Annotated in this window: 15 protein-coding genes; 8 read left to right on the forward strand and 7 right to left on the reverse strand. The window is 53.1% G+C overall.

The features are described from left to right. Positions 1-4: 4 nt before the first annotated feature. The 3 genes from IPJ96_06105 to IPJ96_06115 form a co-directional block, all read right to left on the reverse strand. Positions 5-403: an EVE domain-containing protein gene (locus IPJ96_06105; GenBank protein MBK7909924.1), complete on the reverse strand. Its 399-nt coding sequence runs from the start codon at positions 401-403 to the stop codon at positions 5-7. Between the two features lie 134 nt (positions 404-537). After that, positions 538-1,566, reverse strand: a complete 1,029-nt coding sequence (holA, locus tag IPJ96_06110; protein MBK7909925.1) for a DNA polymerase III subunit delta — start codon at positions 1,564-1,566, stop codon at positions 538-540. 1 nt (position 1,567) lies between these two features. After that, entirely contained in the window at positions 1,568-2,338 is a 771-nt protein-coding gene (locus IPJ96_06115) for an AMP nucleosidase (protein MBK7909926.1), read from the reverse strand. Between the two features lie 159 nt (positions 2,339-2,497). On the opposite strand from IPJ96_06115, the gene IPJ96_06120 reads away from it, so the two are divergent. The 5 genes from IPJ96_06120 to IPJ96_06140 all read left to right on the forward strand — a co-directional run bounded on the left by IPJ96_06120 (position 2,498) and on the right by IPJ96_06140 (position 11,880). Continuing rightward, the gene (locus IPJ96_06120; GenBank protein ID MBK7909927.1) at positions 2,498-2,833 is read left to right on the forward strand and encodes a type I restriction enzyme HsdR N-terminal domain-containing protein; all 336 of its coding nucleotides are present in this window, start codon (positions 2,498-2,500) and stop codon (positions 2,831-2,833) included. A gap of 111 nt (positions 2,834-2,944) precedes the next feature. Further along, the gene (locus IPJ96_06125) at positions 2,945-5,836 is read left to right on the forward strand and encodes a S8 family peptidase (GenBank protein ID MBK7909928.1); all 2,892 of its coding nucleotides are present in this window, start codon (positions 2,945-2,947) and stop codon (positions 5,834-5,836) included. A 100-nt stretch (positions 5,837-5,936) separates the two neighbouring features. Beyond that, on the forward strand, positions 5,937-6,452 hold the full coding sequence (locus tag IPJ96_06130; protein ID MBK7909929.1) for a DUF5606 domain-containing protein: 516 nt from the start codon (positions 5,937-5,939) through the stop codon (positions 6,450-6,452). Beyond that, a complete protein-coding gene (locus tag IPJ96_06135; protein ID MBK7909930.1) occupies positions 6,452-8,179 on the forward strand; it encodes a M3 family oligoendopeptidase in 1,728 nt (575 codons plus the stop codon). Before IPJ96_06130 ends, IPJ96_06135 begins: the two co-directional genes overlap by 1 nt. Before the next feature lie 308 nt (positions 8,180-8,487). Next, a complete protein-coding gene (locus IPJ96_06140) occupies positions 8,488-11,880 on the forward strand; it encodes a PAS domain S-box protein (protein ID MBK7909931.1) in 3,393 nt (1,130 codons plus the stop codon). Positions 11,881-11,885: 5 nt separating this feature from the next. Here IPJ96_06140 and IPJ96_06145 read toward each other — a convergent pair whose 3' ends face one another. From IPJ96_06145 to IPJ96_06155, 3 genes are all read right to left on the reverse strand, one after another. Next, the gene (locus tag IPJ96_06145) at positions 11,886-12,506 is read right to left on the reverse strand and encodes a hypothetical protein (protein MBK7909932.1); all 621 of its coding nucleotides are present in this window, start codon (positions 12,504-12,506) and stop codon (positions 11,886-11,888) included. Between the two features lie 36 nt (positions 12,507-12,542). Then, positions 12,543-13,559, reverse strand: coding sequence for a UDP-N-acetylmuramate dehydrogenase (gene murB / locus IPJ96_06150; GenBank protein MBK7909933.1), 1,017 nt, complete (start codon positions 13,557-13,559; stop codon positions 12,543-12,545). A 281-nt stretch (positions 13,560-13,840) separates the two neighbouring features. Next, entirely contained in the window at positions 13,841-14,446 is a 606-nt protein-coding gene (locus IPJ96_06155) for a hypothetical protein (GenBank protein MBK7909934.1), read from the reverse strand. Positions 14,447-14,548: 102 nt separating this feature from the next. Here IPJ96_06155 and lpcA point away from each other — a divergent pair, with 102 nt between their 5' ends. The 3 genes from lpcA to IPJ96_06170 all read left to right on the forward strand — a co-directional run bounded on the left by lpcA (position 14,549) and on the right by IPJ96_06170 (position 18,143). Then, a complete protein-coding gene (lpcA, locus tag IPJ96_06160) occupies positions 14,549-15,124 on the forward strand; it encodes a D-sedoheptulose 7-phosphate isomerase (protein ID MBK7909935.1) in 576 nt (191 codons plus the stop codon). 93 nt (positions 15,125-15,217) lie between these two features. Next, the gene (locus IPJ96_06165; protein MBK7909936.1) at positions 15,218-16,756 is read left to right on the forward strand and encodes a YifB family Mg chelatase-like AAA ATPase; all 1,539 of its coding nucleotides are present in this window, start codon (positions 15,218-15,220) and stop codon (positions 16,754-16,756) included. Between the two features lie 340 nt (positions 16,757-17,096). Then, complete coding sequence (locus IPJ96_06170; protein MBK7909937.1) at positions 17,097-18,143, forward strand: IS481 family transposase; 1,047 nt, start codon at positions 17,097-17,099, stop codon at positions 18,141-18,143. Positions 18,144-18,283: 140 nt separating this feature from the next. On the opposite strand, the gene recQ is transcribed toward IPJ96_06170, so the two are convergent. Further along, on the reverse strand, positions 18,284-20,497 hold the full coding sequence (recQ, locus tag IPJ96_06175) for a DNA helicase RecQ (protein ID MBK7909938.1): 2,214 nt from the start codon (positions 20,495-20,497) through the stop codon (positions 18,284-18,286). Between the last annotated feature and the right edge of the window lie 58 nt (positions 20,498-20,555).

Raw genomic sequence — 20,555 nt, forward strand, 5'->3', positions numbered from 1 at the left:
CGGGTCAGGATCCCATTTCAACCAGCAAATCGAACGCTGCTTCCGCAACAGGCATCACGGAAAGGCGACCGATCTTCACCAGCGGAAAGTCTGCGAGTTTTTTCTCGGCTTTTATAGTTTTGAGGGTCACCGGTTGTTGCAATGGTTTAAGCGGTACAAGGTCAACACAGATCCAGTCGGGATCATTCGGCTCCGGTTTGGGAGCATTGGCGACCCCGGCAATGGCTACAATAGCCGATTCCTTTCCGCTGTGATAGAAAAGCACCTGATCGCCTTTCTTCATTCCAGATAAATGACGTTTCGCAAGATGATTGCGAACACCGTCCCAGGTGGTTTTCTTATCACGAACAAGATCAGACCAGCCGTAGGTGTCGGGGTCGGATTTTACAAGCCAGTAAGCCATGGGACGAGGGACGAGGGACGAGGGACGAGGGACGAGGGACGAGGGACGAGGGAAATTCAGCCAAACAATTTACGAACCCCCAATCACCCATCACCAATTACTAATTACTAATTACTAATTACTAATCTCCCCCCTCAATGCATCAACTTAAACACCAACTCCTTCAACAAATCATCATCGCCTGTTGATTCGTTACGGACGCCTTTGGCACGCAGGTCGTAGTCGCGGAGGTAGGAAATGTTCCGGATCACGAGCGGATAGGGGTAGGCCTTCGCGGCATGTTCGTATTCAGTCACGAAGTAAGGACTGATGCCCAGTGCAGAAGCAACGGCGTTGCGCGATCGGTCGGTGAGGGAATGATAGGTCAGCAGCTTCATGAAAAAGGTGAAGATGGACGGAATTGTCATCACCAGCGGATTGTTCTTGGGGTTCTTTCCGAAGTACTGGACGATCTGGTTGGCCTTGAAAATATTGCGCTTGCCCAGCGCGTTTTGCAATTCGAAGACATTGAATTCTTTGCTGATGCCAATGTTGTCTTCCACCAATGTTGCGGTGATTTCATCACCCGGCTTCAGGTTGAGGATCAGTTTGTCGATCTCATTCGCGATACGGGAGAGATCGGTGCCGAGGTACTCGGCCATTAGCTGGGTCGCCTTGGGGTTGGTGCGGAAGCCCTTGGAAAGTACATGCCGCGTGATCCAATCAGGGACCTGGTTGTCGTAAAGTTTCTTTGATTCGAAAAGGACGCAACCGTTCTGCAGTGCTTTATACAAGCGCGTCCGCTTATCCAGTGTCTTATACTTGTAGCAGAAAACCAGGATGGTGGTGGGCGTCGGCTTATGTAAATATTCAATAAGCGGGTCGCGACTGTCTTTGCCTTCGGCTTTCGAAACCAGGTTGCGGATATCCTGAGCTTCCTTGACAATGACCACCTGGTAGCTCGACATCATCGGGTACCGCTTGGCCGTGCTGATCAGGGAGAGCAGGTCCGTGTCTTTGCCATACAGCACGGTCTGGTTAAACTCCCGTTCCGATTCATTCAGGACATTCTTTTCCAAAGCATCCGCGATCGCATCGATGTAGAACGCCTCGTCGCCGTGCAGGAAATACACGGGTGCATAGACTTTCTTTCGGATATCGCCGATGATCTGGTCGAAGGTCATGTCAGAAGCGGAGGTGTTTGACCGTCAAGCCGTCGTTGATCAGTTGTTTGAGCGAGTCGATGCCGATGCGGAGATGGTCTTCGACGAAATTGGCAGTGACTTTCTTGTCGCTTTCAGCGGTTTTAACTCCTTCGGAAACCATCGGTTGATCCGATACCAGCAGCAGTGCGCCGGTCGGGATCTTGTTGGCAAAGCCGACGAGGAAGATCGTGGCCGTCTCCATGTCAATCGCCATAGCACGGGTCGATTCCAAATATTCCTTGAAATCCAGATCGTGTTCCCAGACACGGCGGTTGGTGGAGTAGACGGTACCGGTCCAGTAGTCCTTATCGTAATCGCGGATGGTCGTGGAAACAGCTTTTTGAAGACTGAAGGCGGGGAGCGCCGGCACTTCGGGCGGGAGGTAGTCGTCGGAGGTTCCTTCGCCACGCACAGCTGCGATTGGAAGGATCAGGTCACCGACAGCGTTTTTCTTTTTCAGACCGCCGCATTTTCCCAGAAATAGCGCGGCTTTCGGTTTGATCGCGCTCAACAGGTCCATGATGAGGGCCGCGTTCGGACTTCCGATCCCGAAATTGATAATGGTGATGCCGTTGGCCGTTGCGGTAGGCATAGGCTTATCCGCGCCAATGATCGGCACATTGTACCATTCGGAGAAGAGCTTTACGTAATGATGAAAATTGGTCAGGAGGATATATTTACCAAAATCCTCTAGCGCCACCCCGGTATAACGGGGCAACCAGTTGGAAACGATTTCTTCTTTACTTTCCATAGCGTACTTTTCGGGGAAAATCGAACTCCGGTGCGGTTTCCCCGGCTCCACTTTCCAGAGTACAAGTTTACGATACGCCCGGCTGGCAAAGACGGGGATTCTGTAAAAATTTTCGACATCATTCGGGGTCGATACGTCAGTTTAACGCCCGAGGAATGGGTGCGTCAACACCTCCTGCATTTTCTGCTCGTGGACAGATCGTATCCGAAAGGCCTGATCGCCGTCGAAAAATCGTTGAAAGTCGGGACGCTTGATAAGCGATTCGATCTTTTGGTCTATGACCGGGAGCATCACCCCATTCTCCTTGCGGAATGCAAAGCGCCGGAAATTCCGCTGGATCAGCTTGTTTTCGACCAGGCCGCCCGGTATAACCGTACCCTTCAGGTGCCCTATCTCCTCATTACCAATGGTCTGGAAACCAAATTATGTCGTGTCGATCCGGATCTGCAGGTCTTGGTACCCTTGCCGGACCTTCCAGGACATTCGGAATTATGAATATTGGCTGAAGGGCAGGCTGGTAGCGGTAAACTCGGACATTAGCCTGATTGTTAAAATCCATTAAAGGATTATTTTGCGTGGCCTTATTCAGGGCGCATCTCTCCATCCATGAAAAAACTGTCTTTACTGGCACTCGCTGCGTTCATGCAGTTGACGGCTGCCACCCCATCGCTGGCTTCTAATCCTGTCGCCAGTGCCTCAGCTAATGCTGCACATCGCGTTAACGGTGTTCCCTTTAACGGAGCGCAGGCATGGCCCGACCGGCTCGTTGTTCGCGTGCTTCCCGAGTACCGTGACCTGTGTTCTACGACCGGGATTGCAGATCCGAAATTTCAGGAAGCCGTCCAGCACCTCCAGGCAGCATCGGTACAACGTAAATATCCCCATCTGCGCCAGCCTTCCGTCGCGGTGAACCGTTATGGTCGCAAGCCGATCGACATGAGCCTGGTGTACGAAGTCCGGTTCAATCCTTCCTTCACCTTATCGGAGGCGATCCAGTCGCTCCTGTCGACCGGTATCCTGGCATACGCGGAACCCCTCTATCTGCATGAACTGGATTATACGCCCAACGACCCGGATATCGCCACCCAGTATCACATCAGCAAGATCCAGGCGCCTGCCGCCTGGGATATTCAGAAAGGCGACACCAACATCAGTGTTGGCATCGTTGACAGCGGAACGGATTGGGACCATCCTGATCTGGAAGACAACATCAAGTACAATTATGCCGATCCGATTGACGGAATCGACAACGACGCCGACGGCTACGTCGACAACTTCCGCGGATGGGATGTCAGCGAGAATGATAACAACCCGATGGTCGTCAACCAGGACCACGGTTCCCACGTTTCCGGTTGCGCTGCTGCAACGACCGATAATGGAGTAGGTGTTGCCTCTCCCGCCTTCCGTTGCCGTTTCGTTGGCGTAAAATCTTCGCTCGACGGCAGCACCACTTCGATTGACAACGGTTACGATGGGATCGTGTATGCGGCTACCGTGGCCAACTGCGATATCGTGAATTGCTCCTGGGGAAGAGCGGGCGGCCCCAGTTCGTTCGAAAATGACGTGATCGACCTGGTCACCTTCGATTACGACGCGCTGGTTGTTGCGGCTGCCGGAAACAGCAGCTCCGACATGGACCATTATCCAAGTTCCTACCCGCGCGCGTTTTCCGTAGCGTCGACGACGATCACCGATGGTAAATCCGGGTTCTCGAACTACGGTTACAATGTCGATATCGCGGCGCCGGGAAGTAACATCTATTCGACCGTTTACAACAACAATTACGTCTCGTACAGCGGAACCTCGATGGCTTCGCCGGTCGTGGCAGGTTGCGCGGCGCTGGTGAAGTCTCAGTTTCCTGCCATGGGCGCATTGCAGATCGCGGAGCAGTTGCGCATGACATCCGACAACATTTATACCGTGAGCGGTAACGCGGCCTACCGGGACAAACTCGGAAAAGGACGCGTCAACCTCTTCCGTGCGGTCAGCGACAGCCTTTCTCCCGGCGTGATCGTCGAGCAGATCAATACGCGTGACGGTAACGACGGTGTGTTCGTGATCGGCGATACGCTTTCCTTCGTCGCCACCTTCAAGAATATGCTTCGTCCCACCACGGCGCTTACCTGTTCGATGACCACGGGCACCCCGACCTACATGCAGGTCATTCAATCCAACTTCAACATCGGTGCACTGGGTACGCTGGATACGATCTCCAACTTCTCCGTCCCTTTCCAGGCGATCGTAAAAGCCGGTACCCCCACGAACCAATCCGTGACCTTCCGTCTGGTGCTGACCGACGGCAGTTGGACGGACGCGTTTGCCTTCCGCGTAACGGTGAATGTCGATTACATCAATATCGGAATCAACGACGTGGCCACCACGATCACCAGTAAGGGCATGATCGGTTACAATCAGTCCGGACAGATTGAAGGACTTGGTTTCACGTACATGGGCGGACCGACGATTCTGTATGAAATGGGATTGATGATCGGTGCAAGCGGAACCCAGGTTTCCGACAACGTACGGGGCGATGGCGGTAGCTACGATTCCGACTTCAGTTCCTACCTGACCGTCAGCGGCCAGGAGCCGGGCACTGTTTCCGACTTTGACGCGTATGGTCAGTTCGTTGACAATGGCACGACTTCCTCGACTCCGTTACCGGTCCTGGTTTCTCACCGTGCTTATGCCTGGGCGGCTCCGGCTGCTGATCGTAAGTACATCATCGTCGACTATACCATTCGCAACAATGGAGTCAATACGCTGAATAACCTGTATGCAGGCCTGTTCGCCGATTGGGACATTCCGCAATACGGCAACAACAAATCGGATACCGATGCCGGTCGGAAGATGGGTTATACCTGGAGTACCGATGCCGGTGGACTGTGGGCCGGTATGAAACTCCTTACCTCCGGAGGGTTCAATCATTACGCGGTCGACAACGTGACCGGCGGTAATGGCGGCTTGGATCTTTCCGATGGCTTCAGCAACACGGAGAAATATTCCGCCCTGTCTTCTTCCCGCAGCCCTGCAGGAAATACCGCGTCAACGGGTAACGACGTGATCGACGTAGTGTCGAGTGGTCCCTTTACGCTTGCCGCCGGAGATTCCATCCGGGTCGCATTCGCCCTCATCGCCGGCGAAGATCTGACCATGATCCAGGCCTCGGCGGATGCAGCGCAAGTGCGTTGGGACAATACCGTCCTGACGACGGGACTGATCGCGCTTCCGTCAGCCGAAACGTTTGGTTTGTCGACGATCTATCCGAACCCGGCAGGCAGCAATGCCATGTTGCGCTTCACGCTGGACCGTTCTGGCAAAGTGGAACTTTCCATTTACAATGCACTGGGTGAACGCGTACAATCAGTTCTTGCACAGACCCTCGGAGCGGGTTCTTATTCCACGGGTGTTGACCTGAACAAACTCGAGTCAGGAACCTATTTCGTGCGCCTGACCTGCGACGGTCAGTCCGCGACGCGCCCGCTGCAGGTGGTACATTGACGGGAGCGAACTTTTACTTCGACGGGCCGGTGGTTTCACCGGCCCGTTCGCGTTTTGGGAAGGACTAAAACCTTTACCTTTGTTCTAATTCAATCTAATTATGGAATTCAAAGACATTCTTGCCGTTCCGGGAATGCCGGGACTTTACAAAGTCGTCGGTAACAACAAGAACGGTTTTATCGTGGAGTCCATCCTCGATGGTAAGCGCTCCATGGTCAATGGCCAGCAACGCATCATGACCCTGATCGATATCGCCGTCTATACCAGCGGTGAGGAGAAGCCGTTGCGTGAGATCTTCCTGAGTCTTCAGGAGAAAACCAATGGAAAATTGCCGGTCGATTTGAAGGGCGACGACAAGAAGATCCGGGATTACTTCCGGTCCATTGTTCCGGACTTTGACGAGGAGCGGGTGTACAATTCGGACATCAAGAAGATGCTCAACTGGTTTCAGTTGCTGAATGGTAAGGTGGATTTCACCAAGCCTGTAGAAGCTGATGCCGCTGCCGTCAAGAAAGAAGACGATAAACCTGCGGTACCGAAAGTGCACGAAGCACATGGTCCCAAGGCGGAGCAGCACGCCAAGACCTCCACAGCCCGAACCCGGAAAAAGGTATAATGGAAACAGCCTCCACCTACTTCACGGCTCCGGTAAAAGCGCCGCGTCGCTTTCTGCCGGATGCGCTGGAAATCGATTCCTGGGACGCCCTTTCGCCCTATTTCAAGGAGCTGGAGGAACGACTTCTCCATTCGGCAGACGGTCTCAAGCAATGGCTGGAAGACCTGAGTGAATTGGAATCGGTTGTTCAGGAGCACGTAGGTTGGTTGTACATCCGGATGACCTGTAACACGCAGGACGAAGCCCTGGTGAAGGCGTATACATTTTTCATCAATGAGATCAATCCCCACATCGAGCCGTTCGCGGATCGCTTGAACAGGAAATTGCTGGATTGTCCGTTCCGGAATGGTCTGGACAAACGATTTTCGATTCACCTGCGGTCGACGGAGAATGAGATCCGACTATTCCGGGAAGAGAACATTCCCCTGAATGCCGAACTTTCCACCCGTGAGCAGAAGTACGGTGAGATCGCCGGTGCCATGAGCGTTGAGCTCAACGGCAAGACCCTGACGCTCCAACAAGCGGCCAATTTCCTTCGGGAGCCGAATCGTGGCGTGCGTCAATCGGCTTATGAGCAGATCGTCAGCCGTCGCTTGCAGGACCGGGAGAAGCTCGATAGCCTGTTTGATGAACTCCTGAAGCTGCGCCATCAGATCGCCAACAATTCCGGTTTTTCGAATTTCCGTGATTACAAGTTCGTAGCCATGGATCGGTTCGATTACACCGCTGATGATTGTATGCGGTTCCATGATTCGGTGCGGCAGGCGATTGTTCCGGTACTGGACAAGTTAATGGAAGAACGTCAGCGCGACATGGGACTTGAGTCACTGAAGCCCTGGGATATTGACGTTGATTCCAAAGGACGACCGGATCTTAAACCATTTACGGATGGAAGCGATCTGATGCGAAAGACGATTGCCTGCTTCTCGGAGATCGATCCCTATTTCGGATTCGTTGCCCGTACGCTGGATGAAATGCGGTTCATCGATCTGGATTCCCGGATCGGCAAAGCGCCTGGCGGTTATAATTATCCGCTGTATGAGACCGGTGTACCATTCATCTTCATGAATGCAAGCGGCTCTTTCCGCGATGTGGTCACCATGGTACACGAGGGTGGACATGCGATCCACTCGATGCTTACGCGCGATCTCGAATTCGTAGGGTTCAAGGAGCTGACGTCGGAGATCGCGGAACTCGCGTCCATGAGCATGGAGTTGATCTCCATGGAACACTGGCATCACTTTTTCCCGAACGAGGAGGAGTTGCGTCGCGCCAAGCGTGAGCAGTTGGAAAATGTGCTGGAAGCATTGCCCTGGATCGCTTGTGTTGATCGATTCCAGCATTGGTTGTATACTCACCCTGGTCATACGGTTGAAGAACGTACTGCTGCCTGGGATGAGGTTTATCGCGCTTTCAGTCCTTCCAGGGTTGACTGGAGCGGGCATGAGCCGGTTAGGAAATCCTTGTGGCAGAAACAGCTCCATCTCTTTGAAGTGCCTTTCTATTACATCGAGTACGGAATGGCGCAACTGGGTGCCATTGCCCTTTGGAGGAATTACCGGAACGACCCGAAAACGGCTATTGAACAGTACAAACAGGCGCTTTCCCTGGGCTATACCCGCTCGATTCCGGAGGTCTATCAGGCGGCCGGTATCCGGTTTGATTTCTCGGAAAACTACATCCAGGAGCTGGCTGCGTTTGTCCAAGAGGAGCTGGAAAAACTGTAAGGAAAAGCCTGGGTTTTTTTGTTTCAGGGAGCTGATGAGCCGCCCGCGTATGTTTAGCCTGGACTGCTTTGTCGGAATTGCCGCGAATTTCCCGTGTTAATGGCGCTTCTGGTGCGGGGCGCATTTCCCTTTTGATGACACGGTTCCAAATTGTAAGATTCGACTTGAAAACGGAATCGCGTTATCCGTGTAATGCCCGCGGGCATATTACCGGTAACTGATGCTCCTTCGCTACAACCTGGGGCTCCCGATTCCATATAAGGATACACTGATTTTCAGGAACTCCCTGCTTGGGATCGATGCGTCCAATGAACCGACAATCGCGTGCTGAAGAAGGCCGCCGTGTGCTGTACCGCTTGCTGCTCATCGTAGTGGCTGTGGTGTACGGGCTCGTGTTCGTATTGGACTATCTCCTGCAATTGCATTTTACTTTCTTCTTGCTGCTGAGCCTCTTCGGGTTCGTTGTCCTCGTGCTGTTTTACATGTGGTTTCGCGTTTCGACTACGGTTGAATCGCGCGAGCCAGTTACAGAGCCGGATGAGCGCAAGGGGCCCGAGCTGAAGGAGGATGAAACGACCACAGAGGCGGGTTCCTTGATCGACGCCGGCCTCAGCGAATGGCCTGAGCCGATGATTCGTATCAATCCGGTTACCGGTTTGATGGTAGACGTTTCACCCGGAGCTTTGCGGTTGCTGGGCGCTAAAGGGTTTGATGATGTGATCGGAGTCGATTTATATACGCGATTCCGGGATACCTGGACTGCAGAAGAACGCCAGCAATTCCGCCTTCGTTTGGCCGCGGAAAATCGTGCCGCAGCCGCGGTGGAACTGTCGGGATTCGACGGCGTAACGCGTAAAGTACTCCTTCAGGTCAGTCGTTCCGAAATGGCCGGACAGCGCATGCTGCTGGTTCATTTGACGGACCTTTCCTTGTTGCCGGAAGCCAGTGGCATTCGTCCGCAACCTCCTGCCGATGCCTATCAGGCCGTATTCTCCGAAGGATTGCTTCCTATGGCATTCTTCGGCATCGACTACCGGATACAACGCGCGAACAAAGCTTTCTGCGACCTGTTGGGCTACCAGGAAGAAGAACTGCGCGGTATGACCGCCATCGAACTGGTCCACCCTGAAGAACGTGAGCAGGAGCGGCAAATATTATCACGTCTGCTGCGGGGTGAGCTGCCGGTTGCCCGGCGGGAGAAGCGCTTTATCCGTCGGAACCACGATGTGATCTGGGTACAAACATCCGCCTCGGTCAGCCAGGGTATTGGCGGCACGCCGGCCTTCGTCATTACGATGGCGGAAAACATCACCCAACGGAAACGGATCGAGCGGTCCTTGTCGGACAGTCGGCAGCGGCTGAACGCCTTGGTCGAGAATGCCGAGTACGCGATCCTCTCGGTCGACGTTCGGCATACGATCCTGCTGATCAACTCACGCTTGGCCGATCTGCTCTTCGCCCTTACCGGCATCGTAGTAGAGACCGGATACAACGTCCTGGATATTCTTCCGGATCAATTCCGCGACGATTTTCTGGCCTTACATGCACGTGCAATGGCGGGTGAATCGCTCACCATCGAGAAGCAACTGGTGCTGACAGGCAAGAGGATCGATGTGGAGATCATCGCGACGCCGGTTAGGAATGAGCACCGGTTAGTGGTCAGTGTATCCTATTTCGGACGGGATATCTCTGCGCGGAAGCAGGCGGAAGCGGAACTGGTTCGTGCCCGTGAACAAGCCGAACAAGCCACCCAGGCGAAGTCGTCTTTCCTGGCAACGATGAGCCACGAGATCCGCACGCCGCTCAATGGCGTGATCGGCATGGGTAAATTGCTCAATCAAACCGCCCTGTCACCCAAACAGCAAGACTACGTTGACTCCATCCTGCTGAGCGGTGAAGCGCTGCTTTCCGTGATCAACGATATCCTCGATTATTCCAAGATCGAGTCGGCGAAGATGGAGCTGGAGTACAAGCCGTTCGCGCTCAAGCGTTGCATCGAGGAAACGTTTGACCTCATGGCCTCCAAGGCAATTGAAAAGAAGTTGTCGCTGCGGTATTCAGTAGCGAAAGGTACACCTTCCTATATCTATGGGGATCTGACCCGCTTGCGTCAGGTTTTGATGAACCTGGTATCCAACGCCATCAAATTCACCCAACAGGGTGGTATCACCATTCATGTCTCGAAGATGCGGGAAGAGGGCAAGCATGTTGAGTTGTTATTCGAAGTTCAGGATACCGGTCTTGGCATTCCGGCCGATCGGATCGCCCGTTTGTTCCAGTCGTTTTCACAGGCCGATGCTTCTACGGCGCGGACTTACGGCGGTACCGGTCTTGGTCTTGCTATCTGTAAAAATCTTGTCGAGTTGATGCACGGATCCATCTGGGTCGATAGTGTGCCGGGGCAGGGTTCGAACTTTCAGTTCACGATCCGCACCGAGGCGAGTACCGCGACGGAAGCTGTTAAAAGCGGACGGAATGGCTCCAGCAGGTTGGCTAATGCGCATGTGTTGCTGGTGTCCGACGATCGCACGGAAGCTGATCTCTTTGCCAATTACATCCGGCGATGGAATATGCTTCCTCAGGTTTGTGAGGACTCCGCCAAGGCGCTCGACCTGGTCCGTCGTGAAAGCGGACTCAACCTGGTGATCATTGACAGTACGCTTGTGAGCGGAAATGCGATGGAACTGGCGGAAAGCATCCGTCACCTTCGTCCGAAGGATGAACTTCCGATCGTCCTGTTCAACGCGGACCGTACGGACAACATCCTCTTCGATTATACTTCGGATGTGGTTTCGGCCGTTATCCCTAAGAATGTCGACCGCAGTAAGGTGCTGGATATCCTGATCGGAGTATTCTCTGTAGAGGACCATCAGCGCAGCCAGCACGAGGAGGGATTGTCGCGAGTAGGAGCAAGTCTCGCAGAGGAATTTCCGGTGCGCATCCTGATCGCGGAGGATAACCAGATCAACCAGAAACTGGCGCAGAACATCTTTGAAGGCCTGGGCTATCGTCCGGTGATCGTTTCGAATGGACAGGAAGTGATCGATCAGCTTCGCCGACAGGTCTTCGACATCATTTTCATGGATGTACAGATGCCTGAGTTGGATGGATTGGAGGCGACAAGATTCATCATGAACAAGATGAATCTGCAACACCTTCCGGTCATTGTTGCCATGACCGCATTCGCGCTGGAAGGCGATAAGGAAAAATGCCTGGAAGCCGGAATGGACGATTATATCAGCAAGCCCTTCATGATCGAAGAGATCGTAGAGCGGATCCGTAAGTGGAGCAAGGGCCGTGAACAGGCGGCGCATGAAGAACCCTCAGTTCCGGTAGTGGTGGTTTCCTCGGCTACCAGTGCGCTGATCGACCAGACGGTACTCGACAGGCTCCGCGAAATGACGGCTGGCAGTGATCCCGGATTCCTCGTACAGGTTATCGGGATGTTCATCGAGCAGGCTCGGGATATTTACCGGGATCTGGAGCGGGCAGGAGCAAGCAGGGATCATCTTGCGATTTCACGACTATCGCATAAACTCAAAGGTTCGGCTCTGAACATCGGAGCCAAGCGAATTGCGGAAACCTGTCGGGAACTCGAGCTCAGGTCCAAGACTTCCTTTGATGATACGCTTCAGATCCTGATTGACCGATTGGGAAAAGAACTTGTCGAATCGGAAGCGGTACTAAGAGAGGTACGCTGACAACATCAGTTTTCCCGTAGTTCAATTGAACTCAGGATCCGTATCTGGTAATAACCATCCGCCTTGGGTAGAAAGTACTCCGCGTCTTTCCATTTCACGGAAAAGTGTTTGCCCTTGTGACGTTCAGGGTTGACCGTGAAGAGATCGGATCCTGGAAAGTGCTCCGTCCAATAGAATTTCACTTCTTTTCCCTTCTCGTCGAGGAAGTAGAGATGCCGGAGTTCGGTTTCGTCCGCGTGGTCGTAGGCGTATAGTTCTTCGTGTTCGTTCGAAGCAGCCTGTTCTTCCGTAGCGACTTCATCTTTCGCAAGCGCCAGGGAAAACTGGAGGAACGCGGGACAAGTCGAAACGAGGTGTTTGCCCAGTTCCTGCCCGATCATCTGCCCGGCGGATTCATCAAACGTTTTGAGTTTGTAATCCTTCATGAACCCGTCCACGTCCAGCATCGCTTCTTCCATGAAGATGTTCATCATCTCCGTCCGCAGCGAATCGGCGGGCCGTTGCAGGTTGGCTTTTTCCATCCGACGACAAACGCGCTCGGATACCCGTTCCAATGTTTTTTGAGCGCTTACGCTTACCCATAACAAGAGGGCGAACGAGAGGAGGAGCGGTTGATATGGTTTCATGATAGGGCGATAACGAAGATAAGTCATTCTTGCTGCTTAAAGGATATTCACTTCCATTTCCAGAAGTACGCCAAACTGATCCTGAACATGCTGCTGGACCCGCCGGGCATGCTCAATCAGTTCTTTTCCGGTTGCTCCGCCATAATTGACCAATACGAGCGCCTGTTTTTCGTGCATGCCGACGTTTCCGAGACGCTTACCCTTCCATCCCGCTTTTTCTATCAGCCATCCCGCGGCCAGTTTCATTTTTCCGGAAGCGCCGGGGTAGGCGATCAAGTCGGGAAATAGAGCGTGTAATCGGTCATAGTCCTCCTGACTCACTTCCGGGTTCTTGAAAAAGCTGCCGGCATTTCCGATTACCGCCGGATCGGGCAGCTTGCTGCTGCGGATCCGGATCACGGCTTCGCTCACATCCCGGATGCCGGGATTCAGGATACCCATTTTCGATAGCTCTTGTTCGATAGCGCCGTAGTGTGTCCGGACGCGGTGGTGCCGGTCGAGTCGAAGGGTGATCGACGCGATCAGGTACTTTCCTTTTTCACTTCGTTTGAATACGCTGTCGCGGTAACCGAATGCGCAATCTTCTTTGCTGAAGATGCGTACGTCCCCGCTTGTCAGATCAATCGCTTCGAGTTCATGGAAATGATCTTTCAACTCGACGCCGTATGCCCCAATGTTCTGGATGGGCGCAGCGCCGGCTGATCCGGGAATGAGGGAGAGATTCTCGATTCCGCCGCAGGAATGTTCGATGCTGTACTTGACGAGCTCGTGCCAGGTCTCGCCACCACCGGCCGTCACCAGGAAATGATCATCGCCATCCGGCCGCAACGACTTCCCCAGGATCTTGTTGTAGATGACCAATGCATGGACATCACCGGTAAAGAGAACATTGCTTCCCCCTCCCAGGATCATTTTGGGCATCGGCTGGAACTTCGGATCCCGGACCAGCCCGATCAGATCATCCACCGATCGAACTTCCGCGAACCAGTCGGCTCGTACCTCCAGGCCGAACGTATTGTATCCCCGAAGGGAGGTGTTTTGCAGGATTTGCATGGCGGGAAAGGGTACGGACGAAGGTAATCCTGAAGGAGCAAATCAACCCGTAGCGTAACCGGTTTTTTAAACGCGGTTACTCACATTGAAATTCGATTCATTCGCCAAGCCTGTAAGGAAGCATGCCGAATTATCTTGCCGTCCGGCACTACCGGGGATATCTTCGGGACACAGTCTCATGGTTCAGGTCCGCTCAGCGGACCGTGGTTTTTGGTTAAACGACCAGAGGTGTAATTCGAGTTAAGGCACGACAGCGGCCCGCACAGCCGCTGTTCGTGTTTTTATATGATGAACACCAGGGAGAGGCCAAGCGTGACGCCTGTGAGGAAGAGATCATATCGGGTGGAGTCCCCGTTCTTGGCCTTTACCACACCATCCCGATAGATCAGGTTATTGAAGGCCGCGGAGAATTGCAACCCAAAGCGGTTGGAGAAGTACATATTGGCGCCGCTAACCAGGGCGAGGTGCAGGCCTTTTGCCTCGAATTCGTCCAGATCGGTCAGTTCCGTGTACTTGAACTTGGATGGTCCGCCATGAAGTCCCACAAAAACGTTGGTCAGTTGAGTGCGCAGGAAGTGGACATTCGCCCCGATGTTCCATTCGCTGTTTTCGGCATCAACGGAATCGCGGGTGGAGACATAGGTGTCTTTCCTGTAGTGCACACAGATGCCGAGGTAGTCTGTCGCTGCCACTTCGAGTCCGAACGGCAGGACACGGCTGACCGTACCGCCCAGGCGGCGGGTGCCACGGACTTCGTCGCTGGTGACCACCTGATGGATGCCCAACTGGGCGCCGGCTGTGACCATCACATTCCCCTGTACGAACGTCTGGGATTGGGCAAACAACGGCAGCAGAAAGAAAAGAAAGAAGGCTTTGAGCCGTTGCATAAATGCAGTTGAAGGAATGCGTGAATCTCCGGGCAAGATAGTAATTTCCGAGGCCGGTATTCGTTCTCTTTCTACCTTCACGCCGCAGAAACAAGCTGTCTCATGACCAACAACGATCCGATCCGCCAGCACCTGGAAGAAGCAAGGCAGTGCCTGGAAACGTTCCTGAAAAATGAACAGAATCTGGAATGTATCCGGGATGCAGCCAATCTTATGCTCGACGCGATCCGATCCGGGGGAAAGATTCTTTCCTGTGGAAACGGTGGTAGTTTGTGTGACGCCATGCACTTCGCCGAAGAACTGTCCGGCCGATTTCGGGAGGACCGTCGCGCATTACCAGCTATCGCGATCTCGGACCCGTCCCACCTTACGTGTGTGGCAAATGATTTTGGCTATGATGAAGTGTTCGCCCGGTATGTCAGCGCCATCGGCCGTTCGGGGGATGTGCTGTTGGCCATCAGCACGAGTGGCAACTCTGCCAATGTTCTAAAAGCCATTGCGGCCGCGCGACAGCATGGAATGAAGGTCGTAGGGCTGACCGGAAAGGACGGCGGTAAGATGGCCGGGATGTGTGATGTGGAAATACGTGCGCCGCACAGCGCGTATGCCGATCGGGCGCAGGAGATTCACATCAAGGTGATCCACTGCCTCATCGACGCGATCGAACGGGGTATCTGACCCGGTTCCTGTAGTTTAGGATTACCGCCGGAGCTACCGGTTTTGATTCACGCTTTTCAGCGTGCGGAATGATATTGTCTAATCTCAAGGAGTATGCTCGTTAAAACGTATGGGAGTGCCGTCTATGGTATTCATGCCACGACGATCACCGTGGAGGTGAACCTGGGTACCGGAATCAATTTTTACCTCGTAGGGTTGCCCGATAGTGCGGTGAAGGAAAGTCATAAACGCATCGTCGCGGCTTTGCGTAATTGCAAGTTCAACAACCCGCGACACGAGATCACCGTGAACATGGCGCCAGCGGATATCCGCAAGGAAGGTTCTGCTTACGACCTGCCGATCGCGTTGGGGATCCTGGCAGGCTCCGCACAGGTCAACCAGGAGCGTTTGGGCGAATATGTGATCATGGGGGAGCTGTCACTTGATGGAGGTGTCCAGCCGATCAAGGGCGTATTGCCCATTGCCATTCAGGCGCAGAAGGAGGGATTCAAAGGGGTTATTCTTCCGGCGGCCAATGCGCGGGAAGCGGCGATCGTCGGAGGTCTCGAAGTATATGGTGTGGAAACCATCAAGGAGGTAGTGGAGTTTCTGAACGGGGATCGGCAACTCGAACGACAAACGATCGATGTGGAAGCGGAGTTCCGGCAAAGCCAGGAGCGCTATGAGTTCGACTTCGCCGATGTGAAAGGGCAGGAGAACATCAAACGCGCGATGGAAGTGTCGGCCGCTGGGGGACATAATCTCATTCTCATTGGTCCGCCGGGAGCCGGGAAGACGATGCTGGCGAAACGGCTGCCGACTATCCTGCCGCCCTTGACACTCGAAGAGGCGCTGGAAACAACCAAGATCCACTCGGTCGCTGGAAAATTGGGCAAGCATGCCTCGTTGGTTTCCGTGCGACCGTTCCGCTCTCCGCATCATACGATCAGCGATGTGGCCCTGGTGGGCGGTGGGATGTTTCCGCAGCCCGGCGAGATATCCCTGGCGCATCATGGCGTATTGTTCCTCGATGAACTACCCGAATTCAAACGCGGCGTACTGGAAGTGATGCGTCAGCCGCTGGAGGAACGGGTGGTGACCATCTCGCGTGCGCGGTTTTCGATCGAGTATCCCGCGAGCTTCATGCTGATCGCTTCGATGAATCCATGTCCGTGCGGATTTTACAACCATCCGGAAAAGCAGTGTGTCTGTGGACCGGGTGTAGTGCAGAAATATCTGAATAAGATCTCCGGTCCCTTGCTGGACCGGATCGACCTGCACCTGGAAGTCACGCCGGTCCCGTTCAAGGAGTTGTCACAGGAGCGGGTCTCGGAGCGCAGCGAATCGATTCGGGCACGTGTAGTGGCTGCGCGGAAACGGCAGGCTGAACGTTACGCCGCGTACCCGGGTATCTATTGCAATGCGCAAATGAGTTCGCAGTTGTTGCAGGAGATCTGCGTGATTGGGAACGAAGGAAAACAGCTCCTCAAAACAGCCATGGAACGACTGGGCTTATCGGCTCGTGCTTACGACCGTATCCTGAAAGTCTCCCGAACGATTGCCGACCTCGACGGCAGTGAGCAAATCCGGACCGAACACCTCGCCGAAGCCATTCAATACCGCAGCCTGGACAGGGATGGCTGGGCAGGGTAGGTGTTTGACGGTGAGCGGTGTGAGGTATGCGGTTGGCAGTTGGCAGTTGGCGGAAAGCAGGAGTCTTAATGAGTGAAAAGTGAATAGTGAAAAGTGAATAGTGAACAGTGAATAGTGAACAGTGAATAGTTTATTTTGATAGTGGCCTGCTAGCGCTAGCTGCTAGTAGCTTATTTAGAAAAACTAAAAACTAGAAACTGGTAACTAGAAACTGGTAACTAGAAACTGGTAACTAGAAACTGGTAACTAGTAATTAGTTGTACTAGTTAGTATTTAATCTGACAGATAAGGGTTATCTTTAGGATACGAAACATAACAATAACCCCTAAACTGTCAGACAATGAATACAGAAGCTAAGTTAATCAAAACCAAGTTAGGCTTGTTGAAGTTAGCCGAACAATTGGGTAATGTATCCCAGGCGTGCAAAGTGATGGGCTATTCACGGGATAGTTTCTATCGGATCAAAGAGTTGTACGATACCGGTGGGGAGACGGCTCTGCAGGAGATCAGTCGGAAGAAGCCGATACTGGCCAATCGGATGGATATAGCCTGGGAGAACGCCATCGTACAGATGGCCACCGACTATCCGGCCTACGGTCAGCTTCGTGCATCGAACGAGTTGCGTAAGAAGGGGATTTCTGTTTCACCGGCCGGGGTACGGTATATCTGGATGCGGCATGATCTGGAGACCTTTGCCAAGCGTCTGAGCGCTTTGGAGGCGAAAGTGGCTCAAGACGGACTGATTCTCACCGAAGCGCAACTGGTTGCCATGGAAAAGAAACGGGAACAGCAGGAAGCCATTGGCGAGATTGAAACCGAACACCCCGGTTACCTTGGAGCCCAGGACACGTATTATGTGGGCAATATCAAGGGTGTAGGCCGGATTTACCAGCAAACCTTCATCGACACCTACAGCAAAGTAGCCTTTGCCAAATTGTATGACCGTAAGAACGCCTTGACGGCAGCCGATATGCTCAACGACAAGGTGCTACCATTCTTTGAGGAGCATGGCTTGCCGCTGCTTCGGGTACTCACAGACCGGGGTACAGAGTACAACGGCAAGCGGGAGAGTCATGAGTACAGTCTTTATCTGACACTGGAGGATATCGATCATAGCCGTACCAAGGCCCGGCATCCTCAAACCAACGGCATCTGCGAACGCTTCCATCGGACAATCCAGAACGAGTTTTATGCGGTTGCCTTCCGAAAAAAGGTCTTTGGATCGCTGGAGGAATTACAGAAGGATCTGGATCAGTGGATAGAAGAGTACAACTGTGAAAGGACACACACCGGAAAATACTGCTTTGGTAAAACACCAATGGAGACATTCCTGGACAGCATACCCTTGGCGCAAAGTAAAATGCTCGATAAATTAGCAACCGGTTAAAAGTTATTCCGGGCGACGGATCCTTAAAAATCCGTCAGACCGGAAATAACTTTAACCAACCCTGTCTGTCAGGTGAAGTTCTAACTATTACAAATTAGTTACTAATTACTAGTTACTAATTACGAATCTCCAATCCCCAATCACCTCCGCTCCGTCACCTTCTTTTCCCTGTAAGCCATCGCTGCTTTGATTTCATTGAAGGTGTATTGGTTTTGCAGGGATTCCTTCGCTTGCGTCAGCGTTCCGTTGATCAGAGATTCATTGGATTCGAAGTGTTGTAACAATTCTTGAAGTCTTTCTTTGGTGATGAACTTGAGTACGTTGATCTCTCCGGATTTGATGAACTCGATGAGATGACCTTCGATCGTCAACGGCGATAGCTTTCGTTCGGTCGCGATCTCCTGGATGGACTTACCTTCCTGGAATTGGATCAGGGTGCGCTCGCGGGTATTGAGATGGTCTTTGTCGAGCCGGGGACCGGAGGACTTTGATTTTTTCCGAGCCTTTCGTTCCGGTGCGTGCTCGATGCCGTTTGACCCGCAGTACGCGCGTATGACTTCTACAATCGTGGACCCGTAATGATCAACTTTCGCCTGCCCGAAGCCTGAAATCGAGTGTAGCGCTTCCGTGGTTTGCGGCAGGTAGGTGACCAATTCTGCCAGGGAGGCGTCCGAAAAGACCATGTAGGCCGCAACACCTTCCGAATCGGCGATCTGTCGTCGGAGTTGGCGAAGCAATTGGTTCAATTCAGGATGAGGCAGTTCTGGATTGTTGGGCCGGGTAGCGTTGCGCTGCCGGAGTTCTCGATTGGATTTGCGACTGTGTACTCTGACGAGTTGAACCGGATGGTTTTCGTACAGGACTTTGTGGGCTTCCGGAGTAAGCCGGAGCAGGGTGAATTCGCCCTCTGATTGTTTCAGGAATCCCTGGCGGATCAAATCGTTCAGGTACGATCGCCATTCATCGCGGGTATGTTCTGCTCCTTTCCCAAAGGTGGGCAGGTAGCGATGTTCTTCCCATAGTTTGGACGAATTGGACCCTTTTAAAAAATCGATTACATAGCCAATCCCGAATTTCTCCTTCAGCCGTACAACCGCAGACAAGGCAATTTGTGCGATCCTTGTTCCGTCGAAAGTTTCTTCCACTTCGGTGGAAAGGCAACGATCGCAGTTGTTGCAGGGGCCGGTATAGTCTTCGTCGAAGTAGCGGAGCAGGATCTCCCGCCTGCATTTTTTTGACGTGCAATAATCCGCCATCTGTTCCAACTTCCGAAGCATGATCCTCGATTGCGCCGGATTGTTGTCGACCGCCGCGAATTGTTTCAGAATCATCTGATCACCCGGATTGTAAAACAACAGCGCTTCGCTCGCCAGACCGTCGCGACCGGCCCTTCCGGTTTCCTGATAATAACTTTCGATGTTCTTTGGCAAGTTGGCGTGTACGACAAACCGGACGTTCGATTTATCGATCCCCATGCCGAAGGCGATGGTCGCGACGATGATCTTCAAATCATCCTTCTTGAACTGGTCCTGTCGTTCCTGTCGCGTCTTATTGTCCAAGCCCGCATGATATGCGGCCGCACTATACCCGAGGTCCTCCAGGCGTAGTGCGAGTTCTTCGGTTTTGTTTCGTGATAAACAGTAGATCACACCACTTTGCCCTTTTCGGGCATCGAGGAATTCGCGCAGTTTGTATTCAAAGTCATCTTTGTCATCCACCGTATAGCGGATATTCTCCCGGTTAAAACTGCTGACGAAAACCTCTGCGTTGTGCAAACCAAGTTTTTCGAGGATGTCCAGACGGGTTTGACGATCAGCAGTCGCGGTGAGGGCGATGATCGGTGTGTCGGGAAAATTGACCTTCAATACGGAAAGTCCCAAATAATCGGGACGGAAGTCGTGGCCCCAATGGGAAATGCAATGCGCTTCATCGATCGCGAAGAGGGCAACGCCGACCCTGCGAAGCCAGTCTATGTGTTCGCTGCGTCGCGAAGCAAGGCGTTCGGGGGCTATGTAGAGGATTCGAATCTCTCCCGCGTCTACACTCCTGATCACCGCCTGCTGTTCTTCTGCGCTTTGCGATGAATTGAGAAAAGCGGCGTGGATTCCGTTGAGGCGAAGACTGTCGACCTGGTCCTTCATGAGCGCGATCAGCGGGGAAAAAACCACCGTCAGACCGGGTTTCAATAGCGCGGGTAACTGATAACAGATCGACTTGCCGCCGCCAGTCGGCATGATCGCCAACACATCCTTGTTCGCCATCACCCGGCTGATGATCGCTTCCTGTTCATGCCGGAAATGAGAAAAACCGAAGTGCTCGTGTAGGGCAGTGGAGAGATTGTCTGTTGAACTCATGCGAAAGCAAAGGTAAGCCCATCTTATTCTGCGGGAAAGTCCATGGAAAAATATTCGC

The sequence above is a fragment of the Bacteroidota bacterium genome (genome assembly GCA_016713765.1).
GTDB lineage: Bacteria > Bacteroidota > Bacteroidia > AKYH767-A > 2013-40CM-41-45 > Pollutiaquabacter > Pollutiaquabacter aromativorans.

Bases quoted from the DNA above. Each gene is read 5' to 3' on its own strand.
- IPJ96_06105 (MBK7909924.1), bottom strand. From the start codon at position 403: ATGGCTTACTGGCTTGTAAAATCCGACCCCGACACCTACGGCTGGTCT.
- holA (MBK7909925.1), bottom strand. From the start codon at position 1,566: ATGACCTTCGACCAGATCATCGGCGATATCCGAAAGAAAGTCTATGCA.
- IPJ96_06115 (MBK7909926.1), bottom strand. From the start codon at position 2,338: ATGGAAAGTAAAGAAGAAATCGTTTCCAACTGGTTGCCCCGTTATACC.
- IPJ96_06125 (MBK7909928.1), top strand. From the start codon at position 2,945: ATGAAAAAACTGTCTTTACTGGCACTCGCTGCGTTCATGCAGTTGACG.
- IPJ96_06130 (MBK7909929.1), top strand. From the start codon at position 5,937: ATGGAATTCAAAGACATTCTTGCCGTTCCGGGAATGCCGGGACTTTAC.
- IPJ96_06135 (MBK7909930.1), top strand. From the start codon at position 6,452: ATGGAAACAGCCTCCACCTACTTCACGGCTCCGGTAAAAGCGCCGCGT.
- IPJ96_06140 (MBK7909931.1), top strand. From the start codon at position 8,488: ATGAACCGACAATCGCGTGCTGAAGAAGGCCGCCGTGTGCTGTACCGC.
- IPJ96_06145 (MBK7909932.1), bottom strand. From the start codon at position 12,506: ATGAAACCATATCAACCGCTCCTCCTCTCGTTCGCCCTCTTGTTATGG.
- murB (MBK7909933.1), bottom strand. From the start codon at position 13,559: ATGCAAATCCTGCAAAACACCTCCCTTCGGGGATACAATACGTTCGGC.
- IPJ96_06155 (MBK7909934.1), bottom strand. From the start codon at position 14,446: ATGCAACGGCTCAAAGCCTTCTTTCTTTTCTTTCTGCTGCCGTTGTTT.
- lpcA (MBK7909935.1), top strand. From the start codon at position 14,549: ATGACCAACAACGATCCGATCCGCCAGCACCTGGAAGAAGCAAGGCAG.
- IPJ96_06165 (MBK7909936.1), top strand. From the start codon at position 15,218: ATGCTCGTTAAAACGTATGGGAGTGCCGTCTATGGTATTCATGCCACG.
- IPJ96_06170 (MBK7909937.1), top strand. From the start codon at position 17,097: ATGAATACAGAAGCTAAGTTAATCAAAACCAAGTTAGGCTTGTTGAAG.
- recQ (MBK7909938.1), bottom strand. From the start codon at position 20,497: ATGAGTTCAACAGACAATCTCTCCACTGCCCTACACGAGCACTTCGGT.